Here is a 15,897-nt window from a genome sequence, read left to right as displayed (position 1 = left end):
CTCAGGTGCGGCTGGTGGTCAGCAGGATGCCGCCGAGGCCCACCAGCATCGCGCCGCCGGAGCGCCGCACGGCCGCCAGCCGCCGCGGCGAGCCCGTGAACCACTGGCGCGCAGTTCCGGCCAGCAGCGCCCAGCCCGAGTCGCACACGATCGCGATGAGCAGGAAGAGCACGCCGAGCACGGCCATCTGCGAGCCGATGGCACCGGACTCGAAGCTCACGAACTGCGGCAGCACGGCGACGAAGAAGACGATGGTCTTGGGGTTGGTCGCGCCGACCACGAACCCCTCCCCCAGGGCGCGCCACGGCGACTCCTCGGGGCCGTCGACCTCGGCGGTGACCGCGATCGAGGCGTGCCGCATCGCCTGCACGCCGAGGTAGACGAGGTAGCCGGCGCCCAGCACCTTCACGATCGTGAACAGCACCGCCGAGCCGGCCACGATCGCGCCGAGGCCCAGCGAGACCGCCAGGACCACCGGCAGCCCGCCGAGCCCGTTGCCCAGCACGCTGAGGATGCCGGCGCGACGCCCGTGCGCGAGCGATCGCCCGATCACGAACAGGACGCTGGGACCGGGGATGAGGATCAGCACGAGCGAGGCGAGCGCGAAGGCGAGCAGCTGGTCGAGGGCGGGCACGGCTGAAGCGTAGTCCTCCGCGGGATCGCACGGGGAACGACGACGGCCCACCCGGGAGCCGGGTGGGCCGTCGTGCGGGAGTGACCGTCAGTGGATGACCACGGGTGCCTTGCCCTGGTCGTCCAGCAGGTGCGACTCCTCGCGCTTCTTCGGCAGGAAGAGGCTCACCACGAGCGCGACGACGCACAGGCAGAACGCGACGAAGAAGCTCGCGGCGAACGCGGCCGCCATGTCGGACTTCACGACCGACTCGAAGCTCGCGCCGAGCGACTGGACGTACTCCAGGATCGACGGATCGGGCTGCGTGCCGCTCGCCTCGGCGTCGGCCAGCGCCTGTCCGGCCTGGATCGCCTGACTGTCCTTCATCTGGTTGGTCAGGACGACCGAGATGATGGCCACGCCGACCGAGCTGGCGATCTGCTGCGTGATGTTGAGCAGCGTCGAGCCGCGGGCGACCTCGTGCGACTGCAGCGTGCGCAGGGCGGAGGTCATCAGCGGCATCATCGTCAGGCCCATGCCCAGGCCCATCACGAACAGCGCCGCGATGATGAACCCGTAGGACGTGTCCGCCTCGAGCGAGGTCATCGCGAACATGCCGCCACAGATCAGCGCGAGGCCGAAGGGGACGATCCGGCCGACGGGGACGCGGTCGGCCAGGATGCCGGCGAGCGGCATCGTGAGCATCGCGCCGATGCCCTGCGGGGCGACCAGCAGGCCCGCCTGCAGCGGGGTCTCGCCGCCGACCTGCTGGAAGTAGGTCGGGACCAGCAGCAGGCCGCCGAAGAACGCGCCGGCGAAGACGAACATCGTCAGCGTGGAGATCGACAGGTTGTAGTTCTTGAACAGGCGGAAGTCCAGCAGCGGGTGCTTGGGCTTGAACGAGTAGAAGATGAACGCGATCACCAGCAGGCCGCCGACGAGCATCGTGGCCCAGACCTTGGGCTCGCCCATGCCACCGGCGTCGGGGATGGACGAGACGCCGTAGAGGAATAGCGCCAGGCCGGGGCTCATCATCGCCATGCCGATGAAGTCGAACGACTCGCTCGGGTGCGGGGCGTCCTGCTCGAGCACGCGCCACGCGTAGACGAGCGCGCCGAGGCCCAGCGGCAGGTTGATGAGGAAGATCCAGTGCCACGAGGCGTTGTCGATCAGGAAGCCGCCGAGGATCGGGCCCAGGATCGGGCCGAGCAGCATCGGGACGCCGAGAATCGCCATGAGGCGGCCCATGCGCTCGGGCCCGGCGGCCTTGGTCATGATCGTCATGCCGAGCGGCATCAGCATGCCGCCGCCAAGACCCTGCAGGACGCGGAACCCGATGAGGGTCTCGATGTTCCAGGCCGCGGCACACAGCACGGATCCGGCGGTGAACAGTGCGAGCGCGAGCATGTAGAGGCGCTTGGTGCCGAAGCGGTCGGCCGCCCAGCCCGTGAGCGGGATGACGGCCGCGAGGGCGAGCGTGTAGGCCGTGACGGTCCAGGCGACGGTCGAGTAGTTCTCGACGCCCAGCTCGGACTGGAACGTCGGCAGGGCGACGTTCACGACGGTGATGTCGAGGATCGACATGATGGAGCCGAGCACGACCACGCCGGCGACCTTGAGGACGGCGGCGTCGATCTTGTCGGGGTACTCCGGCGGCTTCACCGGGGTGCTATCGGACATGCGGTTCTTCCTTCAGCAGTGGCTGGAGAGCCTCGACGAGCGCGAGGCATTGGTCGGTGTCGAGGTCGCCGAGCAGCGTGCGCACGGCGTCCTCCTTGGACTTCAGGTGGCTCTGCGCCAGGCTGCGTCCACGGTCGGTGAGGGTGACGAGCTTGACCCGCCGGTCCTCGGGGTTCTCGGTGCGCACGACGAGCTTCTTGCGCACCAGCTGCTGGATGTTCCGCCCCGCGGCCGCCGGCGAGAGCCCGACCGACTCGGCCAGGTCACCGATGGCGACGGGGTGCTCGTAGTGGGCGAGCACGAACGAGAGTCGCGCCTGCGTGAACGACAGGTCGAGTCCCGCCACGGACTCCAGCGACTCGCCCTCGGCCGTCGTGAACACCCGCCCGAGGAATCCTCGGACGGCTTCGAACGCGCAGGCATGGGGTGACTGGGTCATGACCGGGAAATACTAACGCACATGCAACTATTGCGGAACCGTGACCTTCATTACGCCCCGCGTGGACAAGGAGTTTCCCGCACTGCCGTAGGATTGGGCGAGTGCCTACACGCTCTGATCTGCGCAATGTCGCCATCGTCGCCCACGTCGACCACGGCAAGACCACTCTCGTCGACGCGATGCTCCAGCAGCAGGGCGCCTACGCCGAGCACCAGGAAGTGACCGAACGGGTCATGGACTCGGGTGATCTCGAGCGCGAGAAGGGCATCACGATCCTCGCGAAGAACACCGCCGTGAAGTACTCCGGACCCGGCACCGAGGACATCCCCGGCAAGACCGTCACCATCAACATCATCGACACCCCCGGCCACGCCGACTTCGGTGGCGAGGTCGAGCGCGGCCTGTCGATGGTCGACGCGGTCGTGCTGCTGGTCGACGCCTCCGAGGGCCCGCTCCCCCAGACCCGCTTCGTGCTGCGCAAGGCGCTGCTGGCGAAGATGCCGGTCATCCTCGTGGTCAACAAGGTCGACCGACCCGACGCCCGCATCGCCGAGGTCGTCGACGAGACCTACGACCTCTTCATGGACCTGCTGCCCGAGGACGCCGCCGACGACGCGCTGGACTTCCCCGTCGTCTACGCCTCCGGCAAGGCCGGCGTCGCCTCGCTGGAGAAGCCCGAGGACGGCACGCTGCCCGACGGCGACAACCTGATCCCGCTGTTCCAGACGATCATGGAGCACGTTCCCGCCCCCGAGTACACCGAGGGCGCGCCGCTGCAGGCGCACGTCACGAACCTCGACTCCTCCCCCTTCCTGGGCCGCCTCGCGCTCGTGCGCGTCGAGGAGGGCGAGCTCAAGAAGGGCCAGCAGGTCGCGTGGATGAAGCGCGACGGCTCGGTCGAGCGGGTCAAGATCACCGAGCTGCTCGTCACCGAGGCGCTCGACCGCAAGCCCGGTGAGTCCGCGGGCCCCGGCGACATCGTCGCCATCGCGGGCATCAGCGAGATCAACATCGGCGAGACGCTGGCCGACCCCGAGAACCCCATCGCGCTGCCGCTCATCCACGTCGACGAGCCCGCGATCTCGATGACCATCGGCACCAACACGTCGCCGCTCGCCGGCCGCGAGAAGGGCACCAAGGTCACCGCCCGCCTCGTCAAGGACCGCCTCGACGCCGAGCTCATCGGCAACGTCTCGATCCGCGTGCTGCCCACCGACCGCCCCGACGCGTGGGAGGTCCAGGGCCGCGGCGAGCTCGCGCTGGCGATCCTCGTCGAGCAGATGCGCCGCGAGGGCTACGAGCTCACCGTCGGCAAGCCGCAGGTCGTCACCCGCGAGATCGACGGCAAGCTGCACGAGCCCGTCGAGCGCCTGACGATCGACGCGCCCGAGGAGTACCTCGGCACGATCACCCAGCTGCTCGCCGTGCGCAAGGGCCGCATGGAGCAGATGGTCAACCACGGCACCGGCTGGGTCCGCATGGAGTTCCTGGTCCCGGCGCGCGGCCTGATCGGCTTCCGCACCGAGTTCCTCACCGACACCCGCGGCACCGGCATCGCCCACCACATCTCCGAGGGCTACGAGCCCTGGTTCGGCGAGATCTCGACGCGCCCCTCGGGCTCGCTCGTGGCCGACCGCGCCGGCGCCGTCACCTCCTTCGCGATGACCAACCTGCAGGAGCGCGGCACGCTGTTCGTCGAGCCCTCCACCGAGGTCTACGAGGGCATGATCGTCGGCGAGAACTCCCGTGACGACGACATGGACGTCAACATCACCAAGGAGAAGAAGCAGACCAACATCCGCTCGGCCACCTCGGACAACTTCGAGAAGGTCATCCCGCCGAAGAAGCTCTCGCTCGAGCAGTGCCTGGAGTTCTGCCGCGAGGACGAGTGCGTCGAGGTCACGCCGAGCAACGTGCGCATCCGCAAGGTGATCCTCGACGCGGGCGAGCGCGCCCGCACCGCCCGCAAGCGCAAGTAAGCGCTCCGCGCCTCCTCCGAACCCCTCTCCGGCCTCGCCGGGGAGGGGTTCGTCGTCTTCCGACCAACCTGTGCGTCTTGCGCATAGTGTGTGTCGCACACTATGGTGTGACGCATGGACGAGCTGACCCAGCAACACCTGCAGGAGCTGCGCCGCGGAACCGTGGTGCTGGCCTCGCTGCTGAGCCTGCGCGAGCCCGGGTACGGCTACGGCCTGCTCGAGTCGCTGGCCGCCGCCGGCATCGCCGTGGACGGCAACACCCTCTACCCGCTGCTGCGGCGCCTCGAGAAGCAGGGCCTGCTCACCAGCGAGTGGAACACCGAGGAGGCGCGACCGCGGAAGTTCTACCGCACGAGCATCGAGGGCGAGCGGCTCGCCGCCGCTCTCCTGGCCGACTGGCACGAGATCGACACCGCCCTGGGGCGGCTCACCACCGGAGGAACCGCATGACCACCACGCTCACCGACCGCTACGTCCACGCCGCCACGCGCTGGCTGCCCGGACGCACGAAGGAGGAGGTCGCCGCCGAGCTGCGCGAGCGCATCGGCGACACGGTCGCCGCGCGCGGAGGCGGCGAGCAGGCCGAGCGCGAGACGCTCGAGGAGCTCGGCGACCCGCTGCGCGTCGCGGTCGACTACACGGGCCGCGAGCCCGCGCTCATCGGACCGCGCCTGTTCTTCCCGTGGCTGCGCCTCATGACGATCCTCGTCGCCATCGTCGCCCCGCTCGTCACCGCCGTCACCGTGATCGTCGGAGCCTTCGACGGCGACTCGATCGGGTCGATCATCGGCGGCGGCGTCTGGACGCTGCTCGAGATGGTCGTGCACCTGGTCTTCTGGACCACGCTCGTGTTCGCGGTACTGGACTGGATGGGCACCTCGATCGACGGCGTCGAGACCTGGTCGGTCGACCAGCTGCCCGAGCCCGACACCGGCACGGGCACCGCCGACCTCGTGGCCGGGCTGATCTTCCTGCCGGCGTTCGCCGCGATGCTCATCTGGCAGCACGTCGGCTCGCCGTTCTTCGACGACGGCGAGCGGATCCCGATGGCGGACCCGGAGCTGTGGAGCTGGTACCTGCCACTCGTCCTGGTGACGCTCGCACTGGAGCTCGTGCATCTCGTGTGGATCCACCGCGCCGGCTACACGTGGGCGGCGGCCTGGGCGAACCTCGGCCTCGCGCTGCTGTTCGCGATCCCCACCATCGTCCTGCTGCTCGACGGGTCGATCGTCAACCCCGAGCTGGTCGCCCACCTCGACTGGGACCCCGAGATCGTCGACACGGTCCTGCGGGGCATCGCGGTCGGCGTGGGACTGGTCACCGCCTGGGAGGCGTTCGACGGGTTCCGCAAGGCACGGCTGCACGCCAGCCGGCTCTGACGGCGCGCGGGGCGAGGGTCAGTAGCCCGAGCCCCGCGTCTGCGCGAGGTAGACGAGCGCGGCCACCGTGCCGGCCAGCGGCAGGATGCCGATGGGGTTGCGCCAGATGATGTCGACGAAGATCGCCAGCGGCAGGATGATCAGCCACACGTTCTTCGGCAGCGTGCCGGCCATCTCGAAGTCGTAGGGCTTGCGGCGGACGCAGTCGACCAGGGCGAAGACCTTCGTGCACAGCAGCAGCCACCAGATCGCCGGGGTCACGAGAGCCAATTCCATGGGGGGAAGACTACGGTGGGCACCACCCTGAGGTGGTGCCCACCGCTGATTCCGTGGGATGCAGGCGTCAGGACGCGGAGGTCCCCGAGCCGTTCGACGTGGTCGACGACTTCTTCGCCGGCGCCTTCTTGGCGGTGCTGGACGTGCCCGTGGCCGTCTTCTTGGCCGCCGTCTTCGTGGCGGGAGCCGACTTCTTCGCGGCGGTCTTCTTGGTCGCGGTCGTCTTCTTGGCCGCGGTCTTCTTCGCGGCGGTGCCCGAGCCGGTCGCCTTCTTGGCCGCGGCCTTCTTGGCGGTGGTCGGCTTCGAGGCGGCCGTCTCCTTCTTCGCGGCCGTCTGGGCGGCTGACGACGACTTCTTGGTCGCGGTGGACTTCGCCGGGCTCTTCTTCGCGGCGGCCGGCTTGGCCGACGACGCGGGAGCGGTGGCCTTGCGGATGCGGGCCGAGCTGGCGAACGAGGCGGCAGCGGCGCCGGCGGACTCGGTGGCGTCCTCGACGGCCTCGGCGGCCTTGCCGGTGAGGTCCTCGGCCTTGGCGGTGAGCTCGTCGATGATCTCCTCGGCCTTGCCCTTGAGGTCGTCGACCAGGTCGTCGGCCTTCTCGCGGAAGTCGTCGACGGCGGTCTTGAGGTCGTCGACCTTGACGTCCTCGACCTTGCCGCGGAGCTCGGACACGAACACCTCGGCGCGCGCGGCGAGGTCGTCGGCGGCCGTCTTCACGTCGTCGATGGTCAGGCCCTTGGCCAGGGTGCGCAGGTCGTCGCTCTTCTTCACGAGGTCGGAGTACGCGGCGGTGGCGGAGCCGAGCGCGGTCTGCGCGAGGGTCTCGGCCTTCTTCTGCAGGGTGGCGACGTCGAAGCCCTTGACGCTCGACGGCAGGGCGGCGATGTCGTCCAGGATGGACTTGATCTGGGCGTTGATGGTGTCGGTGATGCTCATGAGCTCTCCTCGAGGTCTGCTGTTCCGACGAACGAACGGTAGATGTCCCGCAGCGCCGACTTCTGGCGCGCGGTCAACCGCGGGTCGCGGTCGATGGCGTCCTCGACCGAGGTCTCCCCGGCGCGCTCGGCATCGAGGATGCCGGCACGGACGTAGAGCGACTCGGCCGAGATCCTCAGTGCCTTCGCGATCTGCTGCAGCACCTCGGCGGACGGTTTGCGCAGGCCACGCTCGATCTGGCTGAGGTACGGATTCGAGACGTCCGCGAGCTCGGCCAGCTGTCGCAGTGACATCTGCGCCTGGGTCCGCTGGTCACGCAGGTACTCGCCGAGCGACCCGACGGCCGAGCCGACGGCATCTGGCATGTTCAACTTCCCCATGACTCCAGCGTGCTTGCAAAAGTTAGCGAATGCAAGCAAGTGTGATGCACCGGACACGAACGGCGCGATACGAGAAACGGGAGTGACTCGGGTTAGCCTGTGGTGGCCGATGTGCCCTCGGGTGGCGCACCTCCCTCTCTCACACCCGTCAGATCTCCATGAACTTCACGCTGCTCCGGCGCGCCCTGCTCGCCCTCGCCGTCACCGGCACCCTCCTGCTGGCCCCCTCCACCGCCGCCGAGGCCGCCCCGAAGAAGCCCGCCAAGGTCTCGGTCGTCCGCGCCAAGACCTACACCTCCACCCTGACGATCCGCTGGAAGCGCCCCGCGCGGGCGACGAAGGTGGCGATCTGCGTGAAGACCTCCCCGCGCGCCACGTCGTGCATCCGCAAGGTCACGACCCGCAAGACCGGGGTGACCTTCCGCAAGCTGCGCCCGAACTCCGGCACCGACTTCTACTACCGCCTCACCTCCTACCGCGGGAAGCGCCAAGGCCCGTCCACCCGCTGGAAGAAGGCCAACCTCAAGGTCGGCAAGGGCCCGACGCACCGCGTCACCGGCGGCCAGGGGCACTACCTGACCTTCCGCTGGAACCGCGCCACCAGCGCCTCCAGCTACCAGGTCCAACTGTCCACCAACCGCTCGTTCCGCGGCCAGGTCATCACGGCCAGCCGCCGCGGCTTCGGCGCCAAGGTCACCGGCCTCAACGGCGGCATGACCTACTTCGCCCGCGTCCGTGGCGTCAACGGCGCGGTCAAGGGCCCGTGGGGCCCGGCCACGCGCACCAAGCTGACCGCCGTCGCGAGCCGCGCCACCGTCGCCACCTACAACCTCTGTGGAGAGGACAAGTGCCGCACCTCCGACAGCGGCGCCTGGTTCCTGCGCAACGTGCCGAAGTGGTCGGTGCGCAAGCCGATCGCCGGCGCGGTGGTCCGCTCGGCCTCGCCCGACATCGTGCTGACGCAGGAGTCGGCCACCAAGACCGCGTTCCACACGCAGCTGCCCGGCTTCCGCAAGGGCGCCTACAAGAGCGCGAAGACGATCTACTTCAAGTCCTCCCGCTTCACCTCGCTCGACGGGGGCGGCCTGACACTGGACTCGAAGACGGGGCGCTACGCCACCTGGAACCTGCTGCGCGACCGCCGCACCGGCACGGCGTTCATCGTCACGAACTCACACCTCGAGCCGCACAAGGGCGCCGCCCGCGACCAGCTGCGCCTCCAGCAGACCGCGCGCCTCATCTCGAAGGTCGACGCGATCAACCCCCACCGCCTGCCCGTGGTCTGGGGCGGTGACTTCAACTCGAACGAGTCGAACGCCAACCAGAGCAACTACCCGGGCGGCTTCGACGCGCCCCAGCAGCGCTTCGCCCGGCACGGGATCGTCAACTCCCTCGACCGCGCGGCGCAGGTGTCGAACGCCGAGCTGAACAGCGCCAACGGCGGAGTCCCGGTGCCCAAGTCGAACGGTCACCACGTCGACGCGATCTTCGTCCCGGTCGCCGGAATCACCGTCGAGGCGTGGTCGATGCCCGCGAACTTCATCGAGACCACGAACGGCCGCGAGTACGCGATGCCCTTCCCGTCCGACCACAATCCCGTCGTCGCGAGGCTGGTCGTCGGGACCCCGTAAGATGCCCTCGTGCCCGGTCTTTTCCGAACCTCGTGCCTCGTCGGCGCGGGCTTGGTGCTGACCGCCGCCGCCGGACTCCTGGCCGCCACCACCGATCCCGAGGGGAACGGTCCCGTGGTCGCGTTCGCCGGGCTCGAGACGCCGTACCTCAAGGTCACGTCGGTCGACGTCGACCCGAGTGCCGTCTCGCTGGCGTGGGCCGGCAACGGGACCCAGTACCGCGTCAGCCTCGGCGACGACCTCGCCCGGCCCGACCGCACGATCCTCACCAGCGAGCCGCAGGCCGTGCTGCCCGCACCGAAGGCGGCCGATCCGAAGGGTCGCGTGAGCTACCGCGTCGAGGCCGTCGACCAGGGCGCCACCGAGCTCGCGGTCGAGGGCACCGTCACCCTGCTCCCCGACGTGCCGCGCAAGCCGAAGGTCAAGGCCACCGCGCCCGACGGCGCGGTCGTGAAGTGGCGCAAGGCGGACTACGCCACCACCTACGACGTGGCCGTGTCCAAGAAGCGCAACCAGCTCCCCACCAAGGTGCGCCGGCTCGCGAAGGGCGGCACCGCGTTCGCCACCTCCTCGCTCAAGCCCGAGCAGACCTACTACGTGCGGGTCCGTGCCGTCGGCGACGCCGGCGTGAGCGAGTTCGGCCCGCCCACGAAGATCACCACGCCGCCCGAGGCGTCGGAGTTCTCGATCGGCTCGTGGAACATCTGCGCCGAGGCCTGCAAGGGCTTCGGCGGCCGCGTGGGCGACCAGGCCGCGCAGGTGCACGCCTCGAAGGTCGACATCATGACCCTGCAGGAGGCCGGCGGCCAGCGCGTCGGCCCCACCACCCGCGCCGCCTTCAGCGGCGGCCCGAACGAGCTCGTGATGGCCGAGGGCGGCGGCAACTCGCGCTACATCCTCTACTCGTCGCAGAAGTTCGAGCAGCTCGCCGGCGGCCGCTGGTCGATCGGCCACGGCCGCTGGGCCACCTGGGCCCGCTTGGTCGACCAGGAGACCGAACGGCCGTTCGTCGTGGTCAGCGTGCACCTGCTCAGCGGGCACAACGCCACCGGCAAGCGCGCCGACGAGATGCGCTCGCTCATGGGCAGCCTCGCCTCGGTGAACCCCGACGGCGACCCCGTGGTGATGGCGGGCGACTTCAACTCCGGCACCCACCGCCGCGGCGACACCGTCGGTCCGATCGTGCGGGCGAACGGCCTGCGCGACTCGGTCGAGGTCGCCGAGGAGACCGAGAACGCCCAGGTCAACACCGGCAGCCGTCGCGGTGACAAGGCGATCATGTCCGCCGACCACGTCGACCACGTCTACGTCTCCGACGACTGGGCGGTCCCGTCCTGGCGCCAGTTCGCCAACCTGAACGGCACCACCTACGTCGGCCCGTGGCTCTCCGACCACAACATGATCGCCGCCACCGTCGCCCTCCCACGCGAGGAGGAGGAGCTCGTCAAGGAGCCCACGGCGATCGTCACGGTGCCCGCCGAGCTCGACCCGGACATCTCGCCCCGCCTCGTCGACTGACCCCGGGTCCCGTCGTTTCGGCGAAAACGATGTGACTGATGTGACTCTGGCGAGTTACCCTCGTGCCCATGCGTCTTCGTCTGCTGGCCTGTGCGGTGGTCGCCGTCCTGACCGCCGCCACCCTCGGCACCCCCGCCGAGGCGGCCTCCAAGAAGCCCGGCGCGGTCGGGCTGGTGTCGGTCACCGGCGCCGCCCCCTACGACTCGTCGGGCAAGAAGTACGCCAAGATCTCGATCTCGTGGCCGAAGGCCACGCGCGCCAAGAAGTACCAGGTCTTCGTCGCCGGCAGCCGTGCCGGCGTGGCCAAGGCCAAGAAGCCGCGCGTCACCGTGAAGTCGCGCAAGGCCACCATCACGAAGCTCAAGCGCAACCGCACCTACTGGATCCAGGTCCGCGCCGTGAACGGCTCGAAGGCCGGCAAGCGCTCGGCGCGCATCGCCCGCGTGACGCCCGCCGCCACCGCGAAGCTGTGGTCGAAGCGCCACCCCGTCTATCGCCTCATGAGCTACAACGTCTGCTCGAACGCGTGCAGCAAGTGGGAGACGCGCCAGCCGCTCGTCGTGAACGAGGTGCTGCGGCTCAAGCCCGACGTCCTGGCCGTCCAGGAAGCCAGCCGCTGGAAGAACGCCGTGATCCCCGGCTACACCGAGACGCTCGGCGGCAAGGACAACCGCATCTTCTACCGCACGGCCGCGTTCGAGCAGGTCACGCAGCGGCTCTCCGCCACCCAGCAGTCGGCCGAGTGCCCGCTGGAGACCGACCCCCGCACCGGCAAGGTCGTCCGCGACGACGAGGGCGATCCGGTCCGCGTCGAGCCGTGCATCCTGCCGCTCGACGGCGTGGCCGAGCCCGAGGGCAAGGACGCGCCCTGGTCGGTGCTGCGCCACAAGGCCAGCGGCCAGGCGGTCGTGTTCGTCGGCATCCACCTCAAGGTCGACGAGGGCGGCTCCAACGCCGCGGTCCGCGCCCGCCAGACCTCGCAGATCTTCACCGACCTGGGCAACCAGCTGGCGTGGTGGGGCAAGCGCCTGCACCACCTGCCGGTCGTGCTGCTGGGCGACTTCAACACCAACCGCAGCCGCGCCGGCAACAGCCGCCTCGAGACCGTGATGCAGGCCAACGGCTTCTACGACGCCTACGAGCAGGCGCTCAAGGTGTCGCGCCAGCACTTCAACACCGCCAACCCGCGGTGGTCCACGCAGCCGATCGTCGGCGTGACGTGGGGCGACCACGTGGACAAGGTCTGGGTGCGCCCCGGCCGCTCGCGCGTCCACCAGTGGGCCAACGTGGGCAAGATGTCCGGCGGCCGCTTCGTGGCACCGCTGCCCTCGGACCATCACCCGCTGATGGTGCGGGCGCAGGTCTCCTGACCCACGCCCGCCGGCCTCAGCCCTTCTTGTGGCGGGGCTTGCGGTCCTTGTCGCCGGAGGACTTCGACTTGTCGTAGGACTTGGGCTTGTCGTACGACTTGCCCGAGCCCTTCGCGTACGACTTCGACGGCGGGCGCTTGCGATCGCCGCCCGGACGTCCCGTGTCGGGCTGGATGTCGATCTTGCGACCGGAGATCCGGGTGCCGGACAGCGCGTCGAACACGGCCTCGGGCAGGTCGGCCGGCAGCTCGACGATCGTGTGCTCCATGCCGATCGTGATCTTGCCGAAGTCCGACCGCTTCAGCCCGCCCTCGTTCGCCAGCGCGCCGACGACCATCGAGGGGCGGATCTTGTGCCGCTTGCCCACCGCGATGCGGTAGGGCGCCAGGCCGTCGGAGCTCGGACGCGGCGTGCGCTCGGAGCGCTCGCGCGGGGCCCGCTTCTCCTGCGGCGGGTCGGGACGCAGGAAGAACTCCTTGTCGTCCTGGCTCATCACCGCGAGCGCCGCGGCGATCTCGGTCATGTCGACGTCGTGCTCCTGCGCGTACTGCTCGACGAGCCCGCGGTAGACGCTGAACTGGGGGTCGCCCATGGCGTTCGTGATCGAGCCGGCGAAGCGGTCGGCACGGCGGGCGTTGACCTCGTCGGGGGTCGGCACCGGCATCTGCTCCACGGGCCGACCCGAGACGCGCTCGAGGGACTCGAGCATGCGGCGCTCGCGCGGGGTGACGAAGACGATCGCGTCGCCCGAGCGGCCGGCGCGGCCCGTGCGGCCGATGCGGTGCACGTAGGCCTCGGGGTCGTGCGGGATGTCGTAGTTGACGACGTGCGTGATGCGCTCGACGTCGAGACCGCGCGCGGCGACGTCGGTGGCCACCACGATGTCGATCGCGCCGCTCTTCAGCGCGCCGACGGTGCGCTCACGCTGGGCCTGGACGAGGTCGCCGTTCAGGGCGGCCGCCGTGTAGCCGCGGCTGCGCAGCTTCTCGGCGAGCTCCTCGGTCGCCTGCTTCGTACGGACGAAGATGATCATGCCGTCGCCCTGCTCGACCTCGAGCACGCGCGTCAGGGCGTCGAGCTTGTTGTGGTGCGAGACCGGCATCCAGCGCTGGCGCACGTTGGTGGTGCTGCGCGTGGCCTGCGGGGTGCTGATGTCCTGCGGGTCGTGCAGGTAGCGCTTGGCCAGGCGGCGGATCGCCGGCGGCATGGTGGCCGAGAAGAGCGCGACCTGCTTGTACTCGGGCGTGTCGGCCAGGATGCGCTCGACGTCCTCGGCGAAGCCCATGTTGAGCATCTCGTCGGCCTCGTCGAGGACCAGCATCTCGAGGTGCGACAGGTCGAGCGAGCCGCGGTCGAGGTGGTCGATGACGCGACCGGGCGTGCCCACCACGACCTGCGCGCCGCGCTTGAGCCCCTGCAGCTGGGCGCCGTAGCTCTGGCCGCCGTAGACCGGCAGGACCTTGAGGTTCGACCCGGCCGAGTAGCTGGAGATGGCCTCGCTGACCTGCAGCGCCAGCTCGCGGGTGGGCGCGAGCACGAGGGCCTGGGTCTTGGGCGAGCCCGGGTCGAGGCGCTGGATCATCGGCAGCGCGAAGGCGGCCGTCTTGCCGGTGCCGGTCTGGGCCAGGCCGACGACGTCGCCGCCCTTGATCAGCGCGGGGATCGCCTGCGCCTGGATCGGGCTGGGGGTCTCGTAGCCGAGGCTGCGCACCACGGCGACGAGCGTGTCGTCGAGGCCGAGGTCGTCGAATGAGGCTTCGTCAGTCATCACAGGTTCAATCCGGCCCGCACGTGCAGGCCTGCGTCGGGGTCGACGACGGACTCCTGGGCGGCGGCGACGCCGTCGGCGAGGAGGGTGACGTCGACCGGGGTGTTCCGCTTGATCAGTGCGAGCGCGATGGGCCCGAGCTCGTGGTGGCGCGCCGCGCTCCCGACCTGACCCACGACCTTGCCGTCGTGGACGACGTCGGTGCCGTGCGCCGGGAGGTGGTCGACGGAGCCGTCGAGGTGCAGCAGGGTGAGCCGGCGGGGCGGCCGGCCGAGGTTGTGGACGCGGGCGACCGTCTCCTGGCCCCGGTAGCAGCCCTTGTCGAGGTGCACGGCCGAGCCGAGCAGGCCGACCTCGTTGGGGATCGTGCGGTCGTCGGTGTCGGAGCCGAACCGGGGACGCCCGGCGGCGATCCGCAGCGCCTCCCACGCCAGCACGCCCACGGGCGTGCCGGGGACGGCGGACAGGTCGGGGACGAGCTCGGTGACCAGTCCGTCGGCCCAGCGCCCGATGACGAAGCGGTCGTCCACCGCGACGACCTCGACCCGCGACATGAAGCGCATGCGGTCGAGGAACTGCACGAGCGCCTCGCCCGCGCCGGGCTCGGTGTGCGCCCAGAAGGTCTCGCCGTCGTCGACGCCGGTGAAGTCGTGCTCGATGCGGCCCTGCGGCGAGAGCAGCAGGACGTCGGTCCAGCGGCCCGCCTCGAGCCCCTCCAGGAACTGCGTGGTGAGCGAGTGCAGCCACGTCAGCCGGTCGGGACCGGTGATCCGCAGGACGTCGCGGTGGGAGAGGTCGACGAAGCCGTCGCCCGACAGCAGCGTGCGCTGCTCGGCGGCGAAGGTGGACCCGTAGTGCGCCGCGACGCCCGCGTCGAGGCCCTCGGCCTCGACCGCGCCCGGCCGGTCCAGCAGCGGGCTAGGCACGCTCGAGCTTCCCCCACAGGTGGGACTGCATCGGCTGGCCCTCGGCGGCCATGTCGTAGGCGTACATCAGCGCTCCCTCGACGAGTCCGTACATCCGCTGTCCCGCGGTGTACTCCTTGGCGGTGACGGTGCGGGCCACGACGTCGGTGGCCAGCGTGACGCGGGCGCCCTCGACCTCGCCGTACCAGATCTCGGCGTAGCCGGTGGGGTGCGCGAGCACGAGCTCGAGCTTGCCCTCGCCGGACGGGCGCAGGAAGCCGGTCTCGAGCGCGCCGGGGCGGACGCGCTCGCCGGCATCGTCGGTGATCCACGTGCGGCTGAAGTAGTGCAGGAACGGCCGTCCGTCGTGCGCGAACGCCACGTCCTGCTCGAAGCCGAACGCCTCGATCGTGGGGTACTCGCCGCGGCCGTTGCCGTGCCAGGTCCCCAGCAGCCACGCGACCGGCATGAGGTCGGGGTGCAGGTCACTCGGGATCTCGAAGGCCATGGGTTCCATGCTATCGGCCGCCGCAGAAGTCGCCGCTACGCTCCTGCCATGCGTGCGGTGGTGCAGCGGGTCAGCCGGGCCGAGGTCCGGGTCGACGAGCAGGTCGTCGGTCGCCTCGACGGTGCGGGACTGGTGGTGCTGCTGGGGGTCACGCACGAGGACACGGCCACCGACGCCGAGCGTCTCGCCGCCAAGATCGTGCGGCTGCGGATCATGGCCGGCGAGCAGTCCGTCGACGAGACGGGCGGCGGCGTGCTGGCGATCAGCCAGTTCACGCTCTACGCCGACACCCGCAAGGGCCGCCGTCCTTCGTGGGGCGCAGCCGCACCGGGACCCGTGGCCGAGCCGCTCTACGAGACGTTCTGCGACGCGGTCGAGCGCGCGGGGGTGCCCGTGGCGCGCGGGATCTTCGGCGCCGACATGGCGGTCGAGCTGGTCAACGACGGACCCGTGACGATCGTGCTGGATTCCTGAGGGCCCTCTCAGCAACCCCCGTCATACTGGAAAGGTTGAT

16 protein-coding genes are annotated in these 15,897 nt (G+C 70.1%); 7 read left to right on the top strand and 9 right to left on the bottom strand.

The window, feature by feature from the left end; translation table 11 throughout:
• Position 1 precedes the first annotated feature (1 nt).
• The 3 genes from BJ975_RS16420 to BJ975_RS16410 all read right to left on the bottom strand — a co-directional run bounded on the left by BJ975_RS16420 (position 2) and on the right by BJ975_RS16410 (position 2,732).
• Positions 2-634: a LysE family translocator gene (locus BJ975_RS16420; RefSeq protein ID WP_179427869.1), complete on the bottom strand. Its 633-nt coding sequence runs from the start codon at positions 632-634 to the stop codon at positions 2-4.
• 87 nt (positions 635-721) lie between these two features.
• The gene (locus BJ975_RS16415) at positions 722-2,293 is read right to left on the bottom strand and encodes a DHA2 family efflux MFS transporter permease subunit (RefSeq protein WP_179427867.1); all 1,572 of its coding nucleotides are present in this window, start codon (positions 2,291-2,293) and stop codon (positions 722-724) included.
• Positions 2,283-2,732 (bottom strand): MarR family winged helix-turn-helix transcriptional regulator, encoded by a 450-nt coding sequence (locus tag BJ975_RS16410; protein WP_179427863.1) that lies wholly within the window; start codon positions 2,730-2,732, stop codon positions 2,283-2,285. The genes BJ975_RS16415 and BJ975_RS16410 overlap by 11 nt, the downstream gene beginning before the upstream one ends.
• 101 nt (positions 2,733-2,833) lie before the next feature.
• Here BJ975_RS16410 and typA point away from each other — a divergent pair, with 101 nt between their 5' ends.
• The 3 genes from typA to BJ975_RS16395 all read left to right on the top strand — a co-directional run bounded on the left by typA (position 2,834) and on the right by BJ975_RS16395 (position 6,090).
• Positions 2,834-4,711 carry a translational GTPase TypA gene (gene typA / locus BJ975_RS16405; protein WP_179427861.1) on the top strand — a complete coding sequence of 626 codons (1,878 nt, stop codon included), beginning with the start codon at positions 2,834-2,836 and terminating at the stop codon, positions 4,709-4,711.
• 114 nt (positions 4,712-4,825) lie between these two features.
• On the top strand, positions 4,826-5,161 hold the full coding sequence (locus BJ975_RS16400; protein ID WP_179427859.1) for a PadR family transcriptional regulator: 336 nt from the start codon (positions 4,826-4,828) through the stop codon (positions 5,159-5,161).
• Positions 5,158-6,090 (top strand): hypothetical protein, encoded by a 933-nt coding sequence (locus BJ975_RS16395; protein ID WP_179427857.1) that lies wholly within the window; start codon positions 5,158-5,160, stop codon positions 6,088-6,090. Before BJ975_RS16400 ends, BJ975_RS16395 begins: the two co-directional genes overlap by 4 nt.
• An 18-nt stretch (positions 6,091-6,108) precedes the next feature.
• On the opposite strand, the gene BJ975_RS16390 is transcribed toward BJ975_RS16395, so the two are convergent.
• From BJ975_RS16390 to BJ975_RS16380, 3 genes are all read right to left on the bottom strand, one after another.
• Positions 6,109-6,366 (bottom strand): DUF2516 family protein, encoded by a 258-nt coding sequence (locus BJ975_RS16390; protein WP_179427855.1) that lies wholly within the window; start codon positions 6,364-6,366, stop codon positions 6,109-6,111.
• A 67-nt stretch (positions 6,367-6,433) separates the two neighbouring features.
• Positions 6,434-7,303 (bottom strand): hypothetical protein, encoded by an 870-nt coding sequence (locus BJ975_RS16605; RefSeq protein ID WP_218845988.1) that lies wholly within the window; start codon positions 7,301-7,303, stop codon positions 6,434-6,436.
• Positions 7,300-7,683: a helix-turn-helix domain-containing protein gene (locus tag BJ975_RS16380; RefSeq protein ID WP_179427852.1), complete on the bottom strand. Its 384-nt coding sequence runs from the start codon at positions 7,681-7,683 to the stop codon at positions 7,300-7,302. Before BJ975_RS16380 ends, BJ975_RS16605 begins: the two co-directional genes overlap by 4 nt.
• Positions 7,684-7,841: 158 nt before the next feature.
• Here BJ975_RS16380 and BJ975_RS16375 point away from each other — a divergent pair, with 158 nt between their 5' ends.
• From BJ975_RS16375 to BJ975_RS16365, 3 genes are all read left to right on the top strand, one after another.
• Positions 7,842-9,314: an endonuclease/exonuclease/phosphatase family protein gene (locus tag BJ975_RS16375; protein ID WP_179427850.1), complete on the top strand. Its 1,473-nt coding sequence runs from the start codon at positions 7,842-7,844 to the stop codon at positions 9,312-9,314.
• 9 nt (positions 9,315-9,323) lie between these two features.
• Positions 9,324-10,832, top strand: coding sequence for an endonuclease/exonuclease/phosphatase family protein (locus tag BJ975_RS16370; RefSeq protein ID WP_179427847.1), 1,509 nt, complete (start codon positions 9,324-9,326; stop codon positions 10,830-10,832).
• Between the two features lie 68 nt (positions 10,833-10,900).
• Positions 10,901-12,202, top strand: coding sequence for an endonuclease/exonuclease/phosphatase family protein (locus BJ975_RS16365; protein ID WP_179427845.1), 1,302 nt, complete (start codon positions 10,901-10,903; stop codon positions 12,200-12,202).
• 16 nt (positions 12,203-12,218) lie between these two features.
• Here BJ975_RS16365 and BJ975_RS16360 read toward each other — a convergent pair whose 3' ends face one another.
• From BJ975_RS16360 to BJ975_RS16350, 3 genes are read right to left on the bottom strand one after another with little or no spacing between them, the layout of a single operon-like run.
• The gene (locus BJ975_RS16360) at positions 12,219-13,970 is read right to left on the bottom strand and encodes a DEAD/DEAH box helicase (RefSeq protein WP_179427843.1); all 1,752 of its coding nucleotides are present in this window, start codon (positions 13,968-13,970) and stop codon (positions 12,219-12,221) included.
• Positions 13,970-14,896 (bottom strand): CAF17-like 4Fe-4S cluster assembly/insertion protein YgfZ, encoded by a 927-nt coding sequence (ygfZ, locus tag BJ975_RS16355; RefSeq protein WP_179427841.1) that lies wholly within the window; start codon positions 14,894-14,896, stop codon positions 13,970-13,972. The genes BJ975_RS16360 and ygfZ overlap by 1 nt, the downstream gene beginning before the upstream one ends.
• Positions 14,889-15,383, bottom strand: coding sequence for an FABP family protein (locus BJ975_RS16350; RefSeq protein WP_179427839.1), 495 nt, complete (start codon positions 15,381-15,383; stop codon positions 14,889-14,891). Before BJ975_RS16350 ends, ygfZ begins: the two co-directional genes overlap by 8 nt.
• Before the next feature lie 48 nt (positions 15,384-15,431).
• Here BJ975_RS16350 and dtd point away from each other — a divergent pair, with 48 nt between their 5' ends.
• A complete protein-coding gene (gene dtd / locus BJ975_RS16345) occupies positions 15,432-15,857 on the top strand; it encodes a D-aminoacyl-tRNA deacylase (RefSeq protein ID WP_179427837.1) in 426 nt (141 codons plus the stop codon).
• Positions 15,858-15,897: the final 40 nt, after the last annotated feature.

Origin of the sequence: Aeromicrobium tamlense (genome assembly GCF_013408555.1) — a bacterium.
Taxonomy (GTDB): domain Bacteria; phylum Actinomycetota; class Actinomycetes; order Propionibacteriales; family Nocardioidaceae; genus Aeromicrobium; species Aeromicrobium tamlense.
Note: the sequence above shows the minus strand (reverse complement) of the source record. Positions and strands in the feature narration are given on the sequence as shown.